At 69.9% G+C, this 21604-nt stretch carries 27 protein-coding genes and 1 pseudogene; 25 read left to right on the top strand and 3 right to left on the bottom strand.

Annotation, left to right across the window (positions count from 1 at the left end; genetic code table 11):
• The first annotated feature begins 2 nt into the window (after positions 1 to 2).
• From CHR28_RS10285 to CHR28_RS10190, 20 genes are all read left to right on the top strand, one after another.
• On the top strand, positions 3 to 521 hold the full coding sequence (locus tag CHR28_RS10285; RefSeq protein ID WP_094053230.1) for a hypothetical protein: 519 nt from the start codon (positions 3 to 5) through the stop codon (positions 519 to 521).
• A 385-nt stretch (positions 522 to 906) separates the two neighbouring features.
• A complete protein-coding gene (locus tag CHR28_RS10280; RefSeq protein WP_094053229.1) occupies positions 907 to 1311 on the top strand; it encodes a hypothetical protein in 405 nt (134 codons plus the stop codon).
• A gap of 36 nt (positions 1312 to 1347) precedes the next feature.
• Positions 1348 to 2415: a hypothetical protein gene (locus tag CHR28_RS10275; protein ID WP_094053228.1), complete on the top strand. Its 1068-nt coding sequence runs from the start codon at positions 1348 to 1350 to the stop codon at positions 2413 to 2415.
• Positions 2412 to 2798 carry a hypothetical protein gene (locus tag CHR28_RS10270; protein WP_094053227.1) on the top strand — a complete coding sequence of 129 codons (387 nt, stop codon included), beginning with the start codon at positions 2412 to 2414 and terminating at the stop codon, positions 2796 to 2798. Before CHR28_RS10275 ends, CHR28_RS10270 begins: the two co-directional genes overlap by 4 nt.
• A gap of 3 nt (positions 2799 to 2801) precedes the next feature.
• A complete protein-coding gene (locus tag CHR28_RS10265; RefSeq protein WP_143655811.1) occupies positions 2802 to 3254 on the top strand; it encodes a hypothetical protein in 453 nt (150 codons plus the stop codon).
• Positions 3251 to 3994, top strand: a complete 744-nt coding sequence (locus CHR28_RS10260; RefSeq protein WP_094053225.1) for a hypothetical protein — start codon at positions 3251 to 3253, stop codon at positions 3992 to 3994. Before CHR28_RS10265 ends, CHR28_RS10260 begins: the two co-directional genes overlap by 4 nt.
• Positions 3994 to 4428 (top strand): hypothetical protein, encoded by a 435-nt coding sequence (locus tag CHR28_RS10255; protein WP_094053224.1) that lies wholly within the window; start codon positions 3994 to 3996, stop codon positions 4426 to 4428. The genes CHR28_RS10260 and CHR28_RS10255 overlap by 1 nt, the downstream gene beginning before the upstream one ends.
• 3 nt (positions 4429 to 4431) lie before the next feature.
• Positions 4432 to 4839: a hypothetical protein gene (locus tag CHR28_RS10250; protein WP_256984205.1), complete on the top strand. Its 408-nt coding sequence runs from the start codon at positions 4432 to 4434 to the stop codon at positions 4837 to 4839.
• 12 nt (positions 4840 to 4851) lie between these two features.
• Positions 4852 to 5250 carry a hypothetical protein gene (locus CHR28_RS10245; RefSeq protein WP_094053223.1) on the top strand — a complete coding sequence of 133 codons (399 nt, stop codon included), beginning with the start codon at positions 4852 to 4854 and terminating at the stop codon, positions 5248 to 5250.
• A gap of 126 nt (positions 5251 to 5376) precedes the next feature.
• Positions 5377 to 9135, top strand: a complete 3759-nt coding sequence (locus CHR28_RS10240; RefSeq protein WP_094053222.1) for a hypothetical protein — start codon at positions 5377 to 5379, stop codon at positions 9133 to 9135.
• Positions 9136 to 9153: 18 nt separating this feature from the next.
• Positions 9154 to 9663: a hypothetical protein gene (locus CHR28_RS10235; RefSeq protein WP_256984204.1), complete on the top strand. Its 510-nt coding sequence runs from the start codon at positions 9154 to 9156 to the stop codon at positions 9661 to 9663.
• Positions 9664 to 9666: 3 nt separating this feature from the next.
• Positions 9667 to 12513, top strand: coding sequence for a hypothetical protein (locus tag CHR28_RS10230; protein WP_094053220.1), 2847 nt, complete (start codon positions 9667 to 9669; stop codon positions 12511 to 12513).
• 10 nt (positions 12514 to 12523) lie between these two features.
• Positions 12524 to 13042, top strand: a complete 519-nt coding sequence (locus CHR28_RS10225) for a hypothetical protein (protein ID WP_094053219.1) — start codon at positions 12524 to 12526, stop codon at positions 13040 to 13042.
• A gap of 8 nt (positions 13043 to 13050) precedes the next feature.
• Positions 13051 to 13305, top strand: a complete 255-nt coding sequence (locus CHR28_RS10220; RefSeq protein ID WP_143655807.1) for a hypothetical protein — start codon at positions 13051 to 13053, stop codon at positions 13303 to 13305.
• Position 13306: 1 nt separating this feature from the next.
• Positions 13307 to 14146, top strand: a complete 840-nt coding sequence (locus CHR28_RS10215) for a peptidoglycan recognition protein family protein (protein ID WP_094053217.1) — start codon at positions 13307 to 13309, stop codon at positions 14144 to 14146.
• Complete coding sequence (locus tag CHR28_RS10210; RefSeq protein WP_094053216.1) at positions 14143 to 14430, top strand: WDGH domain-containing protein; 288 nt, start codon at positions 14143 to 14145, stop codon at positions 14428 to 14430. Before CHR28_RS10215 ends, CHR28_RS10210 begins: the two co-directional genes overlap by 4 nt.
• Before the next feature lie 2 nt (positions 14431 to 14432).
• Complete coding sequence (locus CHR28_RS10205) at positions 14433 to 14666, top strand: hypothetical protein (RefSeq protein ID WP_094053215.1); 234 nt, start codon at positions 14433 to 14435, stop codon at positions 14664 to 14666.
• The gene (locus tag CHR28_RS10200; protein WP_094053214.1) at positions 14663 to 14983 is read left to right on the top strand and encodes a hypothetical protein; all 321 of its coding nucleotides are present in this window, start codon (positions 14663 to 14665) and stop codon (positions 14981 to 14983) included. Before CHR28_RS10205 ends, CHR28_RS10200 begins: the two co-directional genes overlap by 4 nt.
• Positions 14980 to 15186, top strand: a complete 207-nt coding sequence (locus CHR28_RS10195) for a hypothetical protein (RefSeq protein WP_094053213.1) — start codon at positions 14980 to 14982, stop codon at positions 15184 to 15186. Before CHR28_RS10200 ends, CHR28_RS10195 begins: the two co-directional genes overlap by 4 nt.
• Positions 15187 to 15268: 82 nt before the next feature.
• The gene (locus CHR28_RS10190) at positions 15269 to 15469 is read left to right on the top strand and encodes a hypothetical protein (protein WP_094053212.1); all 201 of its coding nucleotides are present in this window, start codon (positions 15269 to 15271) and stop codon (positions 15467 to 15469) included.
• Position 15470: 1 nt separating this feature from the next.
• Here the strand turns inward: CHR28_RS10190 and CHR28_RS10185 are convergent, their stop codons facing one another.
• Positions 15471 to 15662: a hypothetical protein gene (locus CHR28_RS10185; protein ID WP_094053211.1), complete on the bottom strand. Its 192-nt coding sequence runs from the start codon at positions 15660 to 15662 to the stop codon at positions 15471 to 15473.
• A 103-nt stretch (positions 15663 to 15765) separates the two neighbouring features.
• Between CHR28_RS10185 and CHR28_RS10180 the strand changes: the two genes are divergently transcribed.
• Together CHR28_RS10180 and CHR28_RS10175 are read left to right on the top strand one after the other, a co-directional pair.
• Positions 15766 to 17016, top strand: a complete 1251-nt coding sequence (locus CHR28_RS10180; protein WP_094053210.1) for a helix-turn-helix domain-containing protein — start codon at positions 15766 to 15768, stop codon at positions 17014 to 17016.
• 57 nt (positions 17017 to 17073) lie between these two features.
• The gene (locus CHR28_RS10175) at positions 17074 to 17430 is read left to right on the top strand and encodes a hypothetical protein (RefSeq protein ID WP_143655805.1); all 357 of its coding nucleotides are present in this window, start codon (positions 17074 to 17076) and stop codon (positions 17428 to 17430) included.
• A 294-nt stretch (positions 17431 to 17724) separates the two neighbouring features.
• On the opposite strand, the gene CHR28_RS10165 is transcribed toward CHR28_RS10175, so the two are convergent.
• On the bottom strand, positions 17725 to 17955 hold the full coding sequence (locus tag CHR28_RS10165; protein WP_094053207.1) for a helix-turn-helix transcriptional regulator: 231 nt from the start codon (positions 17953 to 17955) through the stop codon (positions 17725 to 17727).
• A 566-nt stretch (positions 17956 to 18521) separates the two neighbouring features.
• Between CHR28_RS10165 and CHR28_RS10160 the strand changes: the two are divergent.
• Positions 18522 to 18983, top strand: a pseudogene (locus CHR28_RS10160) (APC family permease); the annotation flags it as partial.
• 4 nt (positions 18984 to 18987) lie between these two features.
• Here CHR28_RS10160 and CHR28_RS10155 read toward each other — a convergent pair.
• Positions 18988 to 20142, bottom strand: coding sequence for a CapA family protein (locus CHR28_RS10155; RefSeq protein WP_094053206.1), 1155 nt, complete (start codon positions 20140 to 20142; stop codon positions 18988 to 18990).
• Positions 20143 to 20364: 222 nt separating this feature from the next.
• Between CHR28_RS10155 and CHR28_RS10150 the strand changes: the two genes are divergently transcribed.
• Positions 20365 to 20910: a sigma-70 family RNA polymerase sigma factor gene (locus CHR28_RS10150; protein ID WP_094053205.1), complete on the top strand. Its 546-nt coding sequence runs from the start codon at positions 20365 to 20367 to the stop codon at positions 20908 to 20910.
• A gap of 151 nt (positions 20911 to 21061) precedes the next feature.
• The gene (locus tag CHR28_RS10145; protein ID WP_094053204.1) at positions 21062 to 21574 is read left to right on the top strand and encodes a hypothetical protein; all 513 of its coding nucleotides are present in this window, start codon (positions 21062 to 21064) and stop codon (positions 21572 to 21574) included.
• The last annotated feature ends 30 nt before the right edge of the window (positions 21575 to 21604 follow it).

Here is a 21604-nt window from a genome sequence, read left to right as displayed (position 1 = left end):
CCATGGCCATGGAAGCACTCGGCCGCAGCTTCGACGTCAGCATCGGCGCCGCACCTGTCGACCTCTCCACCGCAGCCGTCACCGGCAAGCGCGTCAGTCTGCGCAACGCGGGCGGCTGCACCATCCTCGTCGTGAAGGGCGCCGGCACCGCCGGTGACGACCCGACGCTGACGCTGAAGCAGCACACCGCCTCGTCGGCAGGCACGACCGCCAACCTGGCGATCATCGACCACTACTACCTCAAGACCGAGGCCACCCTCGACGGCGACGAGCAGTGGACGAAGGTCACCCAGTCCGCCGCGGCCACGATCGCCGACCCCGGCGGTGCCGGCACCTCGGCGGAGTCGCAGCAGATCATCGCGATCGAGGTCGACGCCCGCTCCCTGTCGGACGGCTACGACTACATCAGCCTCGACGTCGCGGACGTCGGCACGAACGCCCAGCTGGGCGCCGTGCTGTACCTGCTGCGTGATCTGACGACGTCGCGGGCGCCCGAGAAGCTGATCGCGCCGCTGTCCTGATGACCCTGTGGATCTGCACCGGCTGCACCGCCCGCTACTCGGTGGGTGCAGCCCGGTGCCCGCACTGCAAGAGCACAGGCCACGTCGAGGAAGGCGCACACATGGGCAAGATCACCGTTCACGGCGGTGCGTCGCACGCGGCGGATATCGCCGGACCCGAGGCGGGTGAGGACGTATCAGCTGGGAGCAGCTCCGAGACATCGAGCGAGAAGCAGCCGAGTACGCCCGAGCCGAGCGAGACACCCCGCCCGTCGCGTGCCCGCACTGCGGGGAACCGCTCCAAGCCGGGCCGGAAGGCAGCGGAGTCCTCCACTGCCGAAGCGACGGCTACCAGTGGCCGCGAGACCGCGGCTTCTGCTGACGACTGAGGGGAGGGACGACGAGCATGCCGATCCGGGACAACCTGATCTTCAAGGCGTCCGGTCTGACGCTGAACTCCAGCACGAACCACGTCAGTGCGAGCGTCACGAACCTCGTGACGAACCGTGCCGAGGCCATCGACATCTCGACGGTCTCGAATGGGCTGCTCGTCGTTCACGTCGGCAACGCCCCTACCGGTACGACCCCCACCTTGGCGGTGTTCTTCGAGGTGGCGGACGAGTTCGGGAACTGGGTGCAGACCTCGTCAGCAACGTCGATCGGCGGGGCGCTGCTCACGTCGTCGGGCTACACCTACGGGCAGATCAGCACCGGCTACACGCTCGGCAACCAAGGCCGCATCCGCTGGGAGCTCACCGGCACCACCCCCAGCTTCACCGGTGTCGGCTTCTCCGTATACGGCCGCGCCTGACCCCCTGCACGAGACCACGAGAGGAGGTGACGAGAGATGACCCAGCCGGTGTACGCGACGCGTGAGGACGTGATGCGCGCCCTCGACGTGAAGGCCACGGCCCGCAGCAGCGCACAGATCGACCGCGCCCTGCAGTCCGCCAGTCGCGGGATCGACGCGCTGTGCCACCGCCGGTTCTACCCGGAGACGGCCACGCGGTCCTTCGACTGGCCGGGCTCGCAGTACCGGCCGTCGTGGCGGCTGTGGCTCGACGACTCCGAGCTGATCTCCGTCACCACCCTCACCTCCGGCGGCACGACGATCGCCGCGAGCGACTACTTCCTGGAGCCCAACCGCTCCGGCCCGCCCTACAACCGGCTGGAGATCGACCTCGACTCCAGCGCGGCGTTCGGCGGCGGCGACACCCACCAGCGGGACATCACCATCACCGGCCTGTGGGGCTACCAACTCGACGAGACCACCGTCGGGACGCTCGCGGCCGCCGTCGGCACGACGACCGCCACCACGATCACCGTGAACGGCGCCGCGTCGGCCGAACTCGGCGTCGGCAGCGTGCTGCGCATCGGCTCCGAGCGCATGCTCGTCACCAACCGCACGATGGCCGACACCGGCCAGAACGTCGGCGGCAGCGGACTGACCGCCCAGCAGAACAGCGTGACCGTCACCGTCACGGACGGCAGCGCCTTCGCCGTCGACGAGGTCCTCCTCGTCGAGTCCGAGCGGATGCTCATCGTCGACATCGCCGGCAACACCCTGACCGTGAAGCGGGCCTTCGACGGTTCGGTGCTCGCCGCGCACGCGGCTGGCGTCGACATCTACGCGGCCCGCGCGCTCACCGTGCAGCGGGGCGCGCTCGGCACCACCGCGGCCACCCACGCTGACGCGGCGAGCGTTGTGCGCTGGGACCCGCCCGGGCCGGTACGAGACCTGGCCCTCGCCGAAGCCATCAACAGGATCACCAGCGAGCAGGCCGGCTACGCCCGCACCCGGAAGACCGGCGACGGTGGCACCGGCGAGCGGGCGCTGGACGCGACGGCTCTGGCGACGCTGCGCAACCAGGTCTACGACTCGCACGGCCGGAAGGCGCGGGTGAGGTCCGTATGAGCATCGACATCCACTTCGAGGGCCCGCTGTTCGACGGGCGTGCTGAGCGCGCCATGCAGGAGGCGGCGGACGACGCGCGTGAGGACATCGCCGAGTTCGCCGAGACGCACGCGCTGACGCTCATGGGCATGGCGTTCCGGCACCCGACGGGCTACTACGAGTCCCGCGTCACCACCACCCGCCTCAGCGCGGACACGTCTCTCGTGCACGACCAGGGCGTGGTGTACGGGCCGTGGCTGGAGGGCGTCGGCTCCCGCAACTCGCCAGTCACCCGCTTCCCTGGCTACTGGCACTGGAAGCGCACCAAGACCCTCGTCCGCGAGCGCGGCCCGCAGATCGCCGAGCAGGCCGTCCGCCGTCATCTCCCCGCGATGGGGGGCTGACCGATGGCATTGGACATCATGGGCCTCCTTGACGCGGTCGTCTCGCATGCACTGGCGTCCGGGCACTTCGAGCGGGTGAACCAGCACGAGCCGGAGAACGCGCCCGGGCATGGGCTGACGTGCTCCGTGTGGGCCAACCAGATCACGCCTCTGCGCTCGTCCGGCCTGAACTCGGTCACCACCCGAGTCAGCTTCACGGTGCGGCTCCAGACGCTCATGTTCGACCCGCCCGACGCGATCGACCCCACTATGGTCGCCGCCGTCGACGACCTCTGCGGCGCCTACGTCGGTGATTTCACCCTTGGCGGGCTGCTGCGGGAGATCGACATCCTCGGCGCCCACGGCCAGCCCCTCGACGTCCGCGCGGGCTACCTCCAGCAGGACGGCACCAAGTACCGGGTCATGGACATCGCCGTGCCCTGCATCGTCAACGACCTCTGGGAGGAGACCCCGTGAGTAAGCAGTCCGGGCTCGGCGACAACTTCTACCTGCACGGGTACGACGTCTCCGGCGACATCAACAGCATCGCCGTGGCCGGCGGCCCCGCCACGCTCGACACGACGGGCATCGACAAGAGCGGTCACGAGCGTATCGGTGGGAAGCGCACCGGCTCGATGGGCGGGACGTGCTTTTTCAACCCGGGGACGGACCGTGTGCACCCGCGGCTGAGCACGCTGCCGACGACGGACGTGATCGCGTCGTACTTCCGGGGGACGACGCTGGGGAATCCGGCGGCGTGCCAGGTGTCGAAGCAGGTCAACTACGACGGCCAGCGCGGCGACGACGGGGCGTTCACCTTCACCTTCGATCTCCAGTGCAACGGGTTCGGTGTCGAGTGGGGCCGGTCGCTGACGGCCGGCGTGCGCACCGACACCGCGGCGACGAACGGCTCGTCGATCGACACCGCAGCGTCGGCGGCGTTCGGGGCGCAGGCTTACCTCCAGGCGTATGCGTTCACCGGCACGGACGTCACGGTGAAGATCCAGGACAGCGCGGACAACTCGACGTTCGCGGACGTCGCCGGGCTCAGCTTCACGCAGCTCACCGCCGGGCGCACCGCGGAGCGGATCGCGACGGCGAACAACGCCACCATCCGCCGCTACATCCGAGCGGTCACCACGACGACGGGCGGGTTCTCCTCGCTGGCGTTCTCCGTGGTGATCGTGAAGAACGAGATCGCAGGGCAGGTGTTCTGATGCGACCGGTGACTCGTATCGACCCGGCGCTGCCGGTGCAGGCGTACCAGACCTACCAGATCACCAGCCCGCGTGACACGAGCGTGGTGGCGGCGTGCGAGCAGGTCGGCTGCCCGCAGTGGCGGCACGGCTGGGACTCCGTCATCGACGAGCGCACGGAGCTCGGCGCGACGCAGGCCGCCTACATCCGGGGCCAGTCGCGGCGCACGTTCCGCGAGATGCGCACCGAGCAAGGCCTCACGGTGTTCCGGTTCGAAAGCGGTCAGCGCTGCTTCGCCGAGCACCGCACCCGACCCGAGATCTACCTCGTCCGTGACGGGGACTGGCGGGGCAACCCGACCGGCCGGAAGCGGCAGCACACCCGTCCGCAGGACTGGGTGGAGGACTTCGGCGAGAACCAACTCCGCCTCGTCGACCAGCAGCAGAAGGGATAGGCCATGGCCAAGGAGAGCGGCCTCGGGTGGACGACCTGCTCCGTGGATGACGCGGGCGGCACCGCCAGGGCGATCAAGAACGACATCACCAACCTGCAGTTCGCCACCCCGCGCGGCGTGCAGGACATCACCGGCATCGACAAGTCGGCCTATGAGCGGCTCCTGCTGCTCGCCGACTTCAGCATCACCCTCAACGGCGTCTTCAACGACGCCACGAACGCGAGCCATGACGTGTTCAAGACCGTGCCGTCCACCTCGGTGGCGCGCACCGTGTCCCTGACCGTCAGCGGCCAGAGCCTCAACAACGAGTGCCTCTTCACCGACTACCCGCTCAGCCGCTCCGACAGCGGCGAGCTCACCTTCGCGGTCCCCGGCGTCCTGTCGGATGGCACCGTCCCGACCTGGACATAGGGGGTAAATAGGATGGGTTACCGCCCGAAGAGGCGCGTCTACGCGCTGGACTTCACCGGCACCGAGTACGAGGGCCTCCAGGCCAGCGTGCGCGGCATGACCGTGGCAGAGGAACTGGAACTGGATGGCGTCGACATGGACGCCGACCTGATCGTCAAGACGCTCGTGAAGCGCCTGGTGTCGTGGAACGTCGAGGACGATCAAGGGCAGCCCGTCCCGACCACGTATGAGGGCGTGTGCACTCAGGACGTGGCCATGATCCTGGCCATGCTCGACGCCGTGCGCAAGGCGAACAGCGGGGTCTCTGACCCTTTGCCGCAGAGCTCGCCCTCTGGCGAGCCGTCCCCGGCGGTGTCGATTCCGATGGAACCCCTGTCCGAGAGCCCTCAGACCTCGGCCGTGCCCGCCTGATCCTCGGCCTCCTGCAGCGCTTCCCCGGCTACACGCTCACGACGCTGCTGCAGGAGGACGCCGAGCTGCTCCGGCTCCTGAAGATCGAACAACTCGGAACACCAGCACCAGAGGGAGGTGTCGACGGTGGGTAACGACATCGAGATCCGCGTCCGGGTCGCCAACCAGACCGGCACCGGACTCACCTCCGTCAACTCCTCCCTCAGCACCCTCCGGGACCGTGCCCGGGCTGCATCCACGGCGCTCACCGGACTGCGCGCGGCCGCCCGTGACATCGACGTGGCGGTACGCCTTGATGACCGCACGGTGGCCGGGTTCGCCGCTATCCAGCGGTCCATGACCGCCATCCGGGCAGCCAGCCGCGCGGACATCTCCGTTGGGCTGGACGACCGGACCGCCGCCGGCTTCACCACGATCTCCGGCCGCATACGGGACCTGCGCGCGCAGTCCCCGATCCGCCTCGACGTCACCTTCGACAACCAGTCCGGGCAGATCAACAGCACCAGCCGCGCCATCCGCGGCTTGAACACCGCGGCGCAGCGCGCCTCAACCTCCCTCGCAGCCCTCACTGCGGCTGGCGTGACCGCGTCGGTGTCGCTGCAGCGCCTCGCCGCGGCGGCGGAGGACGCGACCCGTGAGCTGAACCAACTGCGCGCGGCCGGGAGTCGCGCTGCCACCGCTGTTGGCCGGCTGGGGCAGCGTGCGGAAGACACAGAGGACCGTCTCGCCCACCTCACGGGCACGGCCGCCAACCTCACCCTTCAGATCGGCGATCTGGGGAGTGCTAGCCGGGACACCGGCGACGACCTTCGGGATCTGCGCGGCAACCTGGGCACCCTCACCGTCTCGGCCAACAACGCGGCAAACGCCTTCGGGGGGAGCGGCAGCACGGGCTTGCGGGGCAAGCTGATCGGCACTGCGGTGGCCCTGGGCAGCGCCCTGCTCCCCACGATCGGCGCGTTGTCGCCGATGCTGTTCGGGATGACGGCCGTCGTCGGCGGCGGCGCGCTGGCGCTCGACGACTTGAAGAAGAAGGCCAAGGAGCTCAAGCCCGCCTTCGAGGACTGGAAGAAGACAGCGGAGAAGACCGTCGCCCCGCACACCGAGAAGGCCGTGAAAAGCCTGTCCGGGGCGATGAAGGACCTGACACCGGTCATCAAGATCGGTGCGGACACCTTCGGCCGGATCACGGAAAGGGCCGCGCGGTTCGCCGACTCGCCAGCGTTCCAGTCGGCGCTGCTCACCAACGTGAAGATGGGCTCGGCGTGGTTCAAGGACTTCGCCGGGTCGATCGGATCGTTCACTCAGGCGTTCCTGGAGTTCGGTGCCAAGTCCCAGCCGGCCCTGGATGCGTGGGACAGCCTGCTGGGCGGGTTCCTGGACACGGGTCTGCCGGGCATGTTCGACGGGCTGGAGCAGGGCATCGGCGGCTCGTCGGAGATGTTGGGCGGTCTGGCGTCGCTGATCAACGACTCGCTGCTGCCGTCGCTCGGGAAGATCGCGGGGTCCTTCGGCGAGACCTTCGGGCCGCTGCTCGGCGAGGCGTTTCGTGGGGCGGGCCTGGCCGTTGAGGGCTTCGCGTCCGTGTTCGAAGGGGCGATGGAGGGCCTGGAGCCGGCGGCGCACGTGGCGGCCGACGTCTTCCGCACCTTCAACGAGGTCGGCCGGATCGGCTTCGAGGTCGCCTCGGATCTGGCGAGCGTCCTCGGTGGGGCGCTGGTCGAGTCCCTGCTGGCGGTGTCGGGCGTCGACGTCTCGACGATGGGTGAGGGCTTCCGGGGCCTGTCGAACTGGGCGAAGGAGAACGAGACCGCCATCCGCGGGGCGTTCGTCGCGGTCGGCCAGACGATCATCGACATGGTCAACACCGGCATCCAGTGGCTGCCGATCCTCAGCAACGGCTTCACGCTGATGGCGCAGACGGCGATCGAGTCCGCGGACCTGGTCGTGTCTGGGCTCGCCATGGCCTTCGGGAACATCCCCGGCATCGGTGACGCGCTGAAGGAGTCGAACCGTAAGTTCGACGAGTGGGCGGCCGGCGCCAGCGAGACGCTGGGTGCGGTCAACGGGAAGATCGGCGAGTTCGCGACCACGGCCAACGAGAAGCTGAGCCGGGCGAAGCTCAAGCTCGACGTGAAGGCGGCCGAGGACAACCTCGCCTCCATCAAGGAGAAGCTGAACGACAAGGACCTGACGCGGGAGCGGAAGGCGAAGTTGTCGGCCGACAAGCGGGAGGCGGAGGCCGCCTTGCGGGCCGCTCGCGGCGAGCTCAACGCCTTCGACAAGCGCCGTTCCGAGGCCACGATCGCCGCCAACCCTCGCCCGTTCTTCGGCGAGGCGCAGCGGGTGAGGGGCACGAAGTTCTCGAAGAAGAATGTGCCGGTCGGCGCCAACGCGGCGATGTTCAACGCCGCGGTGCGGGCGCTGACGGGACGGGTGCTCGGCACGTCGTACATCAACGTGCAGCAGCGGTTCGTGGGCTCGGCGGCCGACAACCGGGCGGCGTCGCGATTCAGCGCCAACGGCAACATCTTCCGCTCCTTCGCCGACGGCGGGGTGGAGGACCACAGCGCGCAGATCGCCCCGGCCGGGGCGTGGCGGGTGTGGGCGGAGCCCGAGACGGGCGGAGAGGCGTACATCCCGCTCAGCCCCACGAAGCGGCCCAGGTCCCGGCAGATCGCCGAAGAGACCGTGGGCATCCTCGGCGGCGCGGTGAAGTGGTACGCCAAGGGCGGTGTCACCAAGGCGGAGAAGGCGGCCCGGAAGGACGCCTGGGGCGACCTGACCATCAGCCACTTCGGGCAGATGGCCGGCTACCGGCGCTCGGAGTTCGGGTCGGCGTTCGCGAACCCGGACAGCGTCAGCAGTCTGGTGAACGCGCTGAACCAGTGGCGCGGCATCATCATGAAGGCCACGCACGGCGGGCAGGAGCGCTCCCTACTGAAGGCCCTCGACTCGACCGGCAAGAAGTTGCTGAGCTGGGAGAAGCAGCTCGGCAAGGTGTCCGCGTCGCTGGAGAAGGCCAAGGACAAGCTCGACAGCCTCAAGCAGGCCGCGGCGTCCCTGTCCGACAGCGTGAAGTCCGGGGTGCTGAACGCCTCGAACATCACCCGCGGCGCCAGCGGCGACGGCCCGGTCACCGTCGCGTCCATCATGGGCGGCCTCACCGCCTCCCGGGACAAGGCCACCGCGTTCGCCCAGGCGCTGAAGGACCTCAAGGGCAAGGGCCTGTCGTCGTCGCTGCTGCAGCAGGTCGCCGAAGCCGGCGTCGAGGGCGGTGGGCTGGAGACGGCGGGGGCGCTGTTGCAGGCGTCGTCGTCGGAGATCGGCTCGCTGAACTCGCTGCAGTCGCAGATCACTGGCGCGGCCGGTTCGGCGGGGAAGACGACGGCGGACTCTGTGTTCGGGGCGGCGATCAAGGCGCAGGAGTTGCAGGTCAAGAAGCTGACCAACTCGCAGGAGAAGCTGGCGCGCTCCATGGACAAGCTGGCGAAGGCTATGGAGAAGCAGATCGAGTCGGCGTTCAAGAAGAAGGCGTCGGGGGGGATCATCGGTGCCGCGTCGGGTGGTCTGCGCTCCGGCTGGACGATGGTCGGCGAGCACGAGCCCGAGCTCGTGCGGCTCCCGTTCGGGTCCCGCGTGTACTCCGGGCCGGACACCCGCCGCATGCAGCAGCAGGCCTGGGCATCCATGCTCAACACCCCCCGCACCGGCGGCACCCGATACGCACCGACGCCGGCCGCCACCAGCGATGCGCAGCCGATCGTGCTCCAGGTGAGCATCGCCGGGCGCGAGTTCGGAGAGCTGTGGGTGGACACCGGCCGGCGGGTGGTCAAGGCCCGCGGCTCGATCGAGGCGGTCCTGCAGCCGCCGCGCGGCAGGTAACGAGGAAGGGACGGGATAGTGCCGTACATCGTGTGGAATGGCCCGGCGCCGACGACTGCCGCGCAGCAGTCGGTGACGACGGGCACGAGCATCAAGACGATGCTCCAGCTCGCCACGCCGTCGACGAGGCAGATCCAGCTGCTGGAGTGGGGGTTCAGCCTGGACGACCCGCCCGGTGCGGACGGCGTCGTCGAACTGCTGCAGACGGACGTGGCCGCCACGGTGACCGCGCACGTCAACGCGGGCGTGCAGAACCTGGACCCCAACGGGGCGAACACGCTACTCACCCTGGGCACCAGCGCGACCGGATACACGGCGACCGCGGAGGGCACCACGACGGCCAGCCGCGTCTTCGACACTGTCTCCCTGTCCTCCGTCTCGGGCGAGTCGGGGCTGCAGTACGTGCGGCAGTGGATGCCCGACACCCGCCCGATCATCGCCGTGAGCCGGTTCCTCCGGGTCCGCGCGACCACGCCGACCACGGCCACCGACATGCGCTGCTGGGTGATTTTCCAGGAGGTGGGCTGACCGATGCCGATCGCCCCGCTCGTCGCCGCCGTCCGGCGCCGCCTCACCAACCTGCCCGGCCCACTACGGGGCAGCGGAGAGGCGTCGAACGACGAGCCGGTACAGGTCGAACTGTGGGTGGCGGGCGAGTGGGTCGACATCACCTCCTACTGCATGGTCCGTGACGACAGCGGCCAGATCCGCATCACCTACGGCATCCAGGGCAGCGAGGGATCCCAGACCGAGCGCGCGACGGCGACCCTGCAGTTGAAGAACCAGGACGGCCGCTTCTCCCCGCGCAACCCCTCCGGCCCGTACTACGGGTCCATCGGCCGCAACACCCCGCTCCGGATCAGCGTGCCGGACGGCAACGGCGGCAAGGCGTACCGACTGTGGGGCGAGGTCACCGAGTGGGCCCCGAACTGGGACCCGTCGGGCAGCGATGTGTGGGTCGACGTGACGGTGGCGGGCATCCTGCAGCGTCTGGCGCAGGGCCCGGCGCCGGAGCGGTCGGTGGTGTACCGGGCGATCACGGAGCCGCTCGCGAGTAGCGTGGTGGCGTACTGGCCGTGCGAGGACGCGGACGGCTCGACGCAGATTGCCTCGGCGGTCACCAGCGGCAGCCCGATGACGTTCTCCACCGGTACCCCGGACCTGGCGGCGAGTACCAGGTTCGCAGCGAGTGACCCGCTGCCCGTCTTCACCGGGGCGGCGATGAGCGGCGGCGTCTCCCGGTACGACACACCGACCGCGACGCAGGTCCGCTTCTTCTTCACGACGCCGTCGACGTCGCTGTCCGACCGCAAGGTGATCATGCGGGTGAGCCAGGCCGTGGACACCAGCACCACGCCGCTCGCCCACTACGAGCTGGTCTACAACGCCACCACCCGCAGTCTCAGTCTGATCTTCATGGGCGACGACGGCACCAACTTCGGCGTAGACCTGGACCACACCTTCGACATCCGCAACAAGCTCCTGTACGTCAGCCTGGAGTTCCAGGAGTCCGGCTCCAGCACCATCTACACCATCCGCACCCTCGACGTCCTCAACGGCGTCGAGTCGTCCACGGCGCTGACCCGGAACACCGAGGGCCTCACCCGCTGCACGGCGGTCCACGCCTTCGTCGCGTCCATCTCCGCCGTCGGCCCGAACAGCACGACGGGGCTCACAGGCGGCGTCCTCGGCCACATCACCGTCGAGAACGCCATCAGCGACATCGACGCCCTCGGCGCCCGCCTCAACCCCATCGGCGAGACAGCCGGCCGCCGCATCCAGCGGCTGTGCGGCGAGGAAGCGATCCCGTTCGAGTGGGTCGGCGACCTGGACGACACAGTGCGGATGGGCGCCCAGGGCAAGGCGAACCCCCTCACCCTGATACAGGAAGCGGTACTCGCTGACGGCGGCCTGCTGTACGAGACCCGCTCGGCGCTCGGCCTCGGCTACCGCACCCGCGCCAGCCTCTACAACCAGGACCCCGCGCTGATCCTGTCGTACTCGGGCTACAACCTGGCCGCAGTGCCAGTGCCAGTGGAGGACGACCGGACCACTCAGAACGTGCTGACCGTCACCGCGGGCGGCGTGTCGGAGACCTACGAAGAGACCGACGGCCCGCTCGGGACCCAGGCGATCGGCAAGTACGGCGAGAGCTCAGGGCTCACCCTCAACCTCGCCACGACGGACCGGGCTACGATCCGCGACCACGCCGCGTGGCGCGTCCACCTCGGCACCACCGACGAGGAGCGCTTCCCCCGCATCAGCGTGAACCTGGCCCACCCCAGCATCACCCCGGACATGCGGCGCGCAATCCTCGCCCTCCGCCTCGGCGACCGCATCCAGATCACCAACCCGCCCGCGTGGCTCGCCCCGGACACCATCGACCAGCTCATCCTGGGCATCGACCCGGAGACCATCAACCACTTCGAGCAACGGCTGACGTTCGCCTGCGCGCCGGCGTCGCCGTACACGGTGGGCTACCTGGACGACGAGACGCGCATCGACACGGACGGTTCGGTGCTGGTGTCGGCGGTGGGCTCGTCGGATACGTCGCTGGTGGTGGCGCCGTCGCCGGGTGAGGTGACGCTGTGGACGACGAGCAGCGCGGACTGGCCGTTCGACATCCGGGTGGGTGGCGAGGTGATGCGGGTGACCGCTGTCAGCGGGGCCGTGTCGGACACGTTCACGCGCACAACCTCGAACGGGTGGGGCACGGCGGATACGGGCCAGTCGTGGACGAATACCGGTGGCGCGGCCTCCGAGTACGCCACGAACGGGACGCAGGCCACGCACAGCCCCACGGCGGTGAACAGCTCGCGGTTCAGCGTGGTGCCGTCGCCGTCGGCTGATGTGGACGTGCGGGTGAGCGTGTCGACGGCGGCCCTGGCGACGGGCGACTCGCAGTACGCGATGGTGCTGGGCCGCTACATGGACGCCAACAACACCTACGGCGCGAGGCTGGATTTCCGCACCGACCAGACCCTCCGTCTCGTCCTGCAGAAGCGCGTCGGCGGCGCCCAGTCCGACCTGTCCACGACCACGATCCCGGGCACGCACGCGGCCAGCACGTTCTTCACGATCCGCTTCCAGGTGAAGGGCGCGCGGCTGCGGGCGAAGGCGTGGGCGACGAGCGAGGCGGAGCCGGACTGGCAGTCGACGGTGACCGACGGATCGCTCAGCACGGCCGGGTCGGTGGGTGTGCGGTCTGTCCTCGGCAGCGGCAACACCAACGTTCTGCCGCTGACGTTCACCTACGACAACTTCCAGCTGACGGACCCGCAGACGTTCACGGTGACCCGCAGCGTCAACGGCGTCGTCAAAGCACACAGCGCGGGCGCGGACGTGCGCCTCGCGAACCCCTGGATTCTTCCCCTGTAAGGAGGGCAGCGTGGCCGAGTACTACCCCCAGCCGGCGGCCGGACAGCGTGCGACCGCCGCTCTGCTGCGGAGCATGTTGCCGCAGACTGCGCGGAAGACCGCGGATACCAGCCGCGCGGCGACCACTACGGCGACGGCCGACCCGCACCTGCAGTTCGAGGTGGAGGCGAACGCCGTCTACATCTGGCACGGGTGGATCAAGTACTTCGCCGACCCGGCTGCCGACTTGCTCATCGACTTCTCCGTCCCCACGGGGTCGCTCGGCGAGTGGCACCTGGCCGCCCCGGGCTCGGGCACCGCGGCGTCGGGAACGACGGGCTACAGCCTGCGTATGGAGTCCAACGACGTGACGCAGTCCCGCAACGCCTACGGCACCAGCGACGCGGACATGGGCGCCATCCTTCACGGCACGCTCCGCGTCGGCAGCACGGCCGGAACGTTCTCCCTGGACTGGGCGCAGGCCGCTTCGTCGGCCATCGCCGCGGTTCTGTACACCGACTCGTGGCTTGAGCTGCGACGCACCGCATAGGAGACCTCATGGCAATCGTGACTCGACGGCACGAGTCGATGCAGTACGACGGCACGAACGGCACCGCGGTCGCGGAGTGGCTGGACGGCGCGTACACGATCTCCAGCGACACGGGCGTGCAGTTGATGCTGCTCAGCTCGGAGGGCTCGCGGAAGGTCATCCCGGCCGGGGGCTGGCTGGTGCGGGACGCGTCGCACGAGCTGGTCTGGTACGGCACGGCCGCCGCGTACGCCGTCCAGTGGACCGCTGTCGGGGGCGGCTGACATGGCCTGGTACCCGGGCGCCACCAAGATGGAGCTGCAGCCGGAGTCCGATCAGCAGGCGGCGATCCGGCCGACGCAGTTCATCGTGCACAGCATCATCGCGCCGTGGACGGCAAAGCGGACCTACGAGTACTGGCGCGACTCCACCAACCTGGAGTCCCACTTCGGGCTGGGCTACGAGGGGGACCTCGGCCAGTTCATCGGCACGGAGACCCGCGCTGACGCGAACGCGGGCGCCAACCGGCGGCCCGACGGCACGGGCGCGGTATCGATCGAGACGGCGTCCAACACCAAGGGCTCCGACCCGTGGACGGCCGCCCAGGTCGAGGAACTCATCAAGCTGGGCGTGTGGCTGCACCAGCACCACGGGATCCCGCTGCGGATCTGCCGCAGCCACGACGACCCCGGGATGGGCTACCACTCCATGTTCCCGGAGTGGTCCACCAGCGGCACGGCCTGTCCGGGCGCGGCCCGGATCAAGCAGTTCCGTGAGGTCGTGTTCCCGGGCATCGTCGCCCGGGCGGCCGGCAAGAGCGAGGAGGACGACATGCCCACTGCAGCTGAGGTTGCGAAGGCGGTGCTGACGCTGGACGGGGTGATCTCCGTTCCGGGTGCGCCGGCGACGAACCCGACGTGGACGCTCTCGTCGGTGCAGACGGAGATCCTGAAGCGGCTGGACAAGGCGAACACGCAGCTCGCCGCGCAGTCGGCGGCGATCACCAAGCTCGCGGGCATGGTCGGTGAGGACGTCGACACAGCCACGGTAGTGGCTGCGGTCGAGAAGGCCATCGCGGACGCGGTGGTGAAGGTGAGCGTCGACGTGACGGGGCCGACCCCGTGAGCGCCGCTGACGCGGTGTACCGCGAGCGGAGCCATCTCGTTGCCCATCTGGCGGCGGCGTACCCGTCGACGATCGGCTACCACGACCCGGCCGAGCCTGAGTGGGCAGTCGTCATCGTCGATCTGCCCACCGGGCAAGCGTCGTGGCACGTCTCGCCTGACGACATGGACCTCTTCGAGCACGTGACGCGTTCGGAGATCAACACGTGGGACGGCCATACCACGGAAGAGAAGTACGCGCGCATCGACGCGCACGCTCGCGCGCTCGCGCAGAAGGAGAAGTGATCATGCCGAAGGAAGAGACGAAGCGGACCGTGCGCACGGTGCTTCAGACGGCGGTGGGTACCGCGGTGGCGTTGCCGGGGATCGTGGCGGCGTCGGGTGTGCCGGAGTCGCTGCCGTGGGTGGCGGGGGCGCTGGCGGTGGCGGGTGGATTCGCGCGGGTGATGGCGCTGCCGTCGGTGCAGGGGCTGCTGCCGTCGTGGCTGCGGACCGACGGGGCTGAGGCGGTGAGAGAGTGACGCCGCCGGAGACGACCTCCGTCGCCGTCGAACTGGCCAACCTGAGGAGCGACATCGGCAGCTTCGGCCGAGACCTCGGCGAGATCAAGACGTCCTGCGCTGTCCTCGTCGAACGGTCGGCCCGCACAGAGCAGGACGTGCGTGACCTCCGGCGCGAGCTGGAGGACGAAGTACGGAAGTTGCGTGACGACGAGCTGAAGCCGCTGAAGGCCGACCTCGACGCGGTGAAGGGCCGCCAGTGGCCGCTGCAGTCGATCGCCGGGCTGGCGTCGGCGACGGCTATCGGCCTGGGCATCTGGACGGCGGTCGGCCGGTGAATCCGGGCGACGCGGTGTGGGGTGGGCTGATCCTGGCCGGGGCTGTGGTGGAGACGTATGCGCTGCGGACTGCCCGGCAGGAGGCCACTCTGTCGGCGGCTACGCGCCGTTGGTGCCGGGTCCACACGAAGGCGGGCAAGGTCCTGTTCGTCGGCGGCTGGGTCGGGTTCTCCGTCTGGTGGGTGCACCACGTCATCGCCTGACCGGGCTTTTTGCCGGACCTGGCAAGAACCCTCACGGGCCTCGTCCGCTACGGCGGGCGGGGCCCTCTGCCATGCTGGGGGTGTGGATGACGACGTGGTGATCGAGGTGACCCGCGAGGAGTGGCTCGCTGGCTGCCGTCACGCCCTTGCTGAGCTCGGGCTGACGTATACCGAGCTGGAGCGACAGGCCCGGGACCGTGGGGGCAACTTCGAATCGGCGCAGGCACACGTGCTGTGGGTGTCGATCGGTGACACCGTCACGGCGGAGGAACTCGGCGAGTAGGCTACGCGGCCTCGACGACTTCCCCGCGTTCGACCTGCCGCAGCTCGGCCAGCAGCCGCCCGTACTCCTCCCGCTGCTCATCCGTCAGCCGCAGCGCCGGATGCCCGCCCGGCCCAGTCCACAGCGCGCGGATCGCCTGATTCAACTCCGCAGCAGAGCGCACGGGACCACGGGTCACGAGATCGGGGGACATACCACCAGCCTACGCGGCCCCTTCCACCACAGACCCCTCACACGAAAACGGCCCCGCCCCTACCCTGGACAGTGCGACCCGTAACCAGGAAAGGGGCGAGACCATGCCATCCGATGCTACCCCGGACCCTTACGCCGACCCCATGGCGTTCGGCCAACGCATGCAGATCTACCGCCAACGCCGCGGCATGAGCCGACCCGTCCTCGCCGGCTTCCTCGGCAAGTCCCCGTCGTGGGTCAAGCAGGTGGAGACTGGCCAGATCCAACCCCCGAAGCTGCCCATGATCCTGCGCATCGCCGAGCTGCTGCGCGTCCGTGACCTCGCGGACCTGACCGGCGACCAGACCCTGCACGTCGACCTGTTCATCGGGCCCGGCCACCCCCGCCTCGCGGGGGTGAAGGCCGCCGTCGACGCGTTCCCGCTGACTGCGGACCGGGAGGCGCCGCCGACCCAGCACCTGCGGCACCGACTCGACGCGGCGTGGACCGCCCGGCACGAGGCCCCCAACCACCGGGAGGTCGTGGGCAAACTGCTTCCCGACCTGATCCGTGACGCCCAGCTGGCGGTCCGGCAGTCCAACACGGCGGCCGAGCGGCGCGCGGCGCAGGCGATCCTCTCCGAGGTGTACAGCCTCAGCCAGTTCTTCGTCGCCTACCAGCCCGACAGCGCCCTCCTGTGGCGCGTCGCCGAGCGCGGCATGGTCGCGGCCCAGGACTCCGAGGACCCGCACGCCGTCGGCGTCGCCGCGTGGCTCACCGCCCAGGCCCACCGCGACTCCGGCCCCGCGCACTTCGACGCCGCGGACGCCGTCACGCTGGAGGCGCTCCGCTACCTCGAACCCCACCTCCCGGACGCGGACGACAACGTCCTCGCCGTCGCCGGTGCGTTGCAGTTCGAGGCCGGGTACACCGCGGCGCGCCGCGGCGAGAACGGCACGGCATGGGGCTGGTGGGACAAGGCGGAGAAGACCAGCAAGAAGCTGCCGGCCGGCTACTTCCACCCGGTGACGTCGTTCTCCCGGGCCATCATGGGTGCCCACGCCGTGACGGTCGCGGTGGAGCTCCACCAGGGTGGGGAGTCGGTGCGGCAGGCGGCTCGGGCAGACAAGGCGGTCATCAAGTCGCGGCCGCGGCGGGCCCGGCATCGGATTGAGGAGGCGCGCGCCTACCAGCTCGACGGGCAGCCGGATGTGGCGCTCGCGACGTTGGACAAGGCGCATGAGGCGGCGTCGGAGACGATCAAGTACAACGGGTACGCCCGCAGGATCGTGCTGGAGGAGACCGAGGCGAAGCAGCCCGAGCGGCGGCAGCGCGCGTCGGAGTTGGCGGTGAAGCTGGGCCTGTTGGCCGCGTGAGGTGAGGGGCAGGATTCCTGCCCCTTCTCCTGCTGTGGGGCCTCTACGGTCGGTGGTGTGAGACGGATCACCGCGGCCGTGGAGGCCCCAGCTGTACGCGCGACCAGCAGTGACGCTGGTCCTCTCGCGCTGCTGCCCCTGCCCAACGTGCGCCGCCTGTCCGGGTTACAGACCGAGGGCGCCGTGTGCGTGTGGTGCGGCGCCAGCCTCGTCCCGCACACAGCGCGCGACCTCGGCGCCCGGCCCGGCCCCGACGGGGTGACCATCTTCCCCCGCGGCTGCGCTGGGTGCGTCCGCGCGACGGCATCCGACGTGTACCGCATCCACGTGGCAGCGTGCAGCACCTGCCTCCGCAACCAGCCGTGCACCGACCGGCAGGCCCTGTGCCGTCTCGCCTCGGAGGGCGCGCCATGACCCTCCCTACGCCGCCGCCTGTCAGCGACCTGACGTATGGCCAGTACCAAGGCTGGAACTGCTGCTGGTGCAACGCGCGTCTCACGGGAGGCGCAGTCCCCGCGGGTATCGCGCAGGGCGCGTCGGGCGCCCACGATCTCAGCATGCAGGTGTACGCCTGCCGCATCTGCGTCTCTCAGAGCCCTCGGTCCCGGTCGTGAGGTGCCGGCGCCGAGATGAGCGGCCGCCCCGACGCCCCGTTACGGGCGGCCGCGGCCTGCCGCCGGGACAATGCCCCGTTCTGGCGGCGGGCCACTACACGAGAGAGGAGAGCGGCGTGTCCAGTTCCCGAGCGATGCGGAGCAGCAGGCGGAGCGTCGGGTTGGCGCGGCCGGCTTCGATCTCCTGGAGGGTGAAGCGGCTGATGCCGGCGGCGAGGTGGAGCTGCTCTTGGGTGCGGTTTTGGCGGAGGCGTTCGGCGCGGATGCGGTCGCCGATGGCCCGGCAGTGTTCGGTGAGCCAGGCGTCGTCATCGGGTGCGTGCACTCTGGACACGCTCTGTCGAAGGTGATCACATGTCAGCCTGATAGATCAGGCATTCTTTGATCAGGGGCGGGTACTGGCAGGGCAGCGCATGCATCTGTTTGAGAACTCGACAGTGGGCAAATCGAGATGACAGATGGCGCTTGCCGCCACCCCCCTCACGAACCCGGCATGGGTCCGCCGGCGCGGCCCGTGCTGGTTGAGCCGTCCATCCGTCGTGAGCACCCCCTCGGCGGCGGGTGGGCGGTTCTGAGGCTCTACGGTCAAGCGGAAGTAAACTCACTCGAACGAGTGAACGATTACCCCGTGACGTTTGTAGGGTGCACGCGTTAGAACAGGACAGCCAGGGTGGGGGCTCTGCCCGCCTCCCCGGGTGGCCAACTCCCACCCTGGTCTCATGGCCCCCGACGCTTCCTGCGCCGGGGGCCATTCGCCTCCCATGGGAGACGGATGGGAGAAAGATCTTGCCCATCAGGGTCAACTCAAACCAACCATGACCAACCAGGGTCAGCCACTGCGAACGAACACGCAGGGCGCGCCTCCCACCAGGGGGGATACGCCCTGCTCAAGTGATGTTCACGTTCATGCTCGGTGTGACGCGGGTGTGGTTCTCGATGTCCCGGGACGGGCTGCTGCCCACCTGGTTCGCGAAGACGCATCCGACGCGGCACGTGCCGACGCGGGTCACCTGGATCGTGGGGGTGGCCTCGGCGGTGATCGCCGGCTTCCTGCCGATCGGCGAGGCGGCCGAGCTGACCAACATCGGCATCCTGCTGGCGTTCGTCGTGGTGTGCGCGGCGGTGATCGTGCTGCGCTACCGGCGGCCGGATCTGCCGCGCACCTTCCGCACGCCGTGGATGCCGGTGGTGCCCGCGGTGGGGATCGTGTTCTCCATTTGGCTGATCACGTTCCTGCAGTGGCAGACCTGGGTGCGGTTCGCCGTCTGGTTCGCGCTGGGGCTCGTCGTCTACTGCGCCTACTCCTACCGGCACTCGAAGCTCGCCGGGCGCCGGCCGGAGCAGGCGGACTGAGCTCCTACTCCCCCATCACCAGCCCGTCCTTCGCCGCGCCGCGGCTGAGGACGACGTCGCGGATGCGGTCGCGGACGGCCCGGACGTCGGCGCCCTGGGCGAGCGCCCGGTTGAGGTTGACGACCCGGCCGGCGTCGACGTCGAACAGCTGCGGGACGAACTCGGCCCGGGTCACCTCCCATCGGCCGCCCGGCCGGGCGGGCGGGGCGAAGGTGAAGCGGCCCAGGGTGGACTGGTTGCCGCGCGGGTCCTTGGCGCCCTCGTGGTTGGTCATGAGGCCGGCGATCTGGTCGCCCATGCCGTAGATCACCCAGGTGCCGTTGACCTTCTCGTAGGCCTGCGGGACGTGGGCGTGGGTGCCCAGGATCAGGTCGATGTCGGGGCGGCCCGCGCCGCGGGCGGCGGTGAGGCTCCGGGCCAGGGACAGCTGAACCTCGTCGGGGGCGTCCTGCCATTCGGTGCCCCAGTGCAGCGAGACGACGACCACGTCGGCGCCGGCACCGCGCGCGGCCCGGGCGTCGGCGAGGATCCGGCTCTCGTCGATGAGATTGACGGCCCAGGGCTGCCCCTCGGGGAACGGGATGCCGTTGGTGTGGTAGGTGTAGGCGAGGTGGGCGATCTTCGCCGGGCCGGCCTGGAGGACCGTCACGGTGCGGGCCTCCTCCTCGGTGCGGGCCGAGCCGGCGTGCCGTACGCCCGCCCGGTCGAGGGCGTCGAGGGTGCGGCGGATGCCGTCGGCGCCGTCGTCGAGGGTGTGGTTGGAGGCGGTGGAGCAGCCGTCGTAGCCGGTGACGGCGAGGGCCCGGGCGACCTCGGGCGGGGACTTGAAGGTGGGGTAGCCCGAGTAGTCGCCGTCGGCGCCGTACACGGTCTCCATGTGGCACAGGGCGAGGTCGGCGCCGGAGACCACGGAGCGGACGCCGTCGAGCATGGGCCGGAAGTCGTACCCGGTGCCGCCGGAGTCGAAGCGGGCCCGGTCGATGATCGTGTCGTGCGGGAGGACGTCGCCGGAGGCGACGAGTGTGAAGCCGCGGGGCCCGGCGGCGGAGGGTGCCGGGCGGCCGGGTCCGGACGGTGCGTGGCTGCGGGCCTGGCAGGCGGCGCCTGCGGCGAGGACGACGGTGAGGGCCAGGGCCACCTGTCGACTGCGTGCGATCATCCATTCACCCCACGGTGGGCGTTGTGGTCGTATTTACACACAAAGAGGAAAGGAGGTTCCGGACGCCCCACGCGGCTCCGACACGCTCATACGCCCGACCGGCACCCGCCCGGTGGAGCGCCCCGACCGTTCGTCGAACCGTTCGCCGACGCGATCGACCGTCCGTCGCACAGCCGGGTACGTGCCCTGTGCCCCGGCGGCACCCTGCGGTGGCATACGGCCATGACGGCCGGATCCACTCTCACGAACGGGACGACCGCCGAGCACGAGCTCGCCGCACTGCAGCGGGAGCACGGCCGGCCCCTCTTCGCGCTCCTCCTGCGCCTGTGCGACGGAGACCGGCAGCGCGCCGAGGACCTGGTCCAGGAGACGCTGGTGCGCGCCTGGCAGCACCCCGAGGCCCTGCGGGCCGACGACTTCGACTCCGTACGGCCCTGGCTGATGACCGTCGGGCGGCGGCTCGCGATCGACGCCCGGCGCGCCCGGCAGGCCCGTCCGGCCGAGGTCGGCGACGCGGTGCTGGAGAACGCGCGGGTCAGTTCCGACCACGCCGAGCGGGCAGCGGCGATGCTCGACGTGCGCCGGGCTGTGAAGACACTCACTCCGGAGCACCGTGAAGTCCTGGTGCTCGTGTACTTCCAGGGGGCGAGTGTGGCGGAAGCCGCGGCGACCCTCGGGATCCCGCCCGGTACCGTGAAGTCCCGCGCGTACTACGCGCTGCGCGCCCTGCGCCGGGTGCTTCCGGGTTACGCCGCCGACCTGCGGTGAAACCCACGGCCGAGTCAAGCCTCCGTAAAGCGCCTTGCTGAGGACCCCGGTTGAGTAATCGGGTGTTCCTATCCGTGTTCCGGATGGGGCCGGCAACGCCCCGGGACCCGGTGTCGGCCGACGCGCACGTACCGGAGGAAGGCAGGAAGGGATGCTGCACAGAGGTCACGAGGGCACGGACGGTTCGGACGGCGAACTGACCGTCCCCATGGCGTGGTTGTACGCGGAGTACATCGCGGACGAGCTGCTGCGGACCGGCGATCTGATGCCGCCGACGTCCTTCGAGTTCCGCGCGGGGCGCGATGCCCTGGCGCTGACCATCTTCCTCTCCGACACCGACGGGGAGCTGTCGGGCATCCGGGTGGTCACCCAGCTGGAGACGTGGCTGTCGCTGACCGCGTACGACCAGCCGTGGCAGGAGTGGGTGGGCGAGCGGCTGGCGGAGCTGGCCGCCGACGCCGCGGCGTCGGGCCGGGCCGCGCCGGACCTGGACCTCGCCGAGGAGGCCTGGCGCTGGCTGCAGGAGACGGAGCTGCTGGCGCCTGATCTGAACGCGGTGCCGGGCGGTGCTCCGGTGGCCGGGGAGGACGAGGGGCCGAAGGTCTGGACGCCCGCCTGGCAGCTGGGACTGCCCCTGGGCCACCTCGCGATCCATCTTTTTTAGCTTTCTGCGGTCCCCGACCAATCCGGGGGC

Origin of the sequence: Streptomyces sp. XY006, assembly GCF_002237655.1 — a bacterium.
GTDB classification, from domain to species: Bacteria; Actinomycetota; Actinomycetes; order Streptomycetales; family Streptomycetaceae; genus Streptomyces; species Streptomyces levis.
Note: the sequence above shows the minus strand (reverse complement) of the source record. Positions and strands in the feature narration are given on the sequence as shown.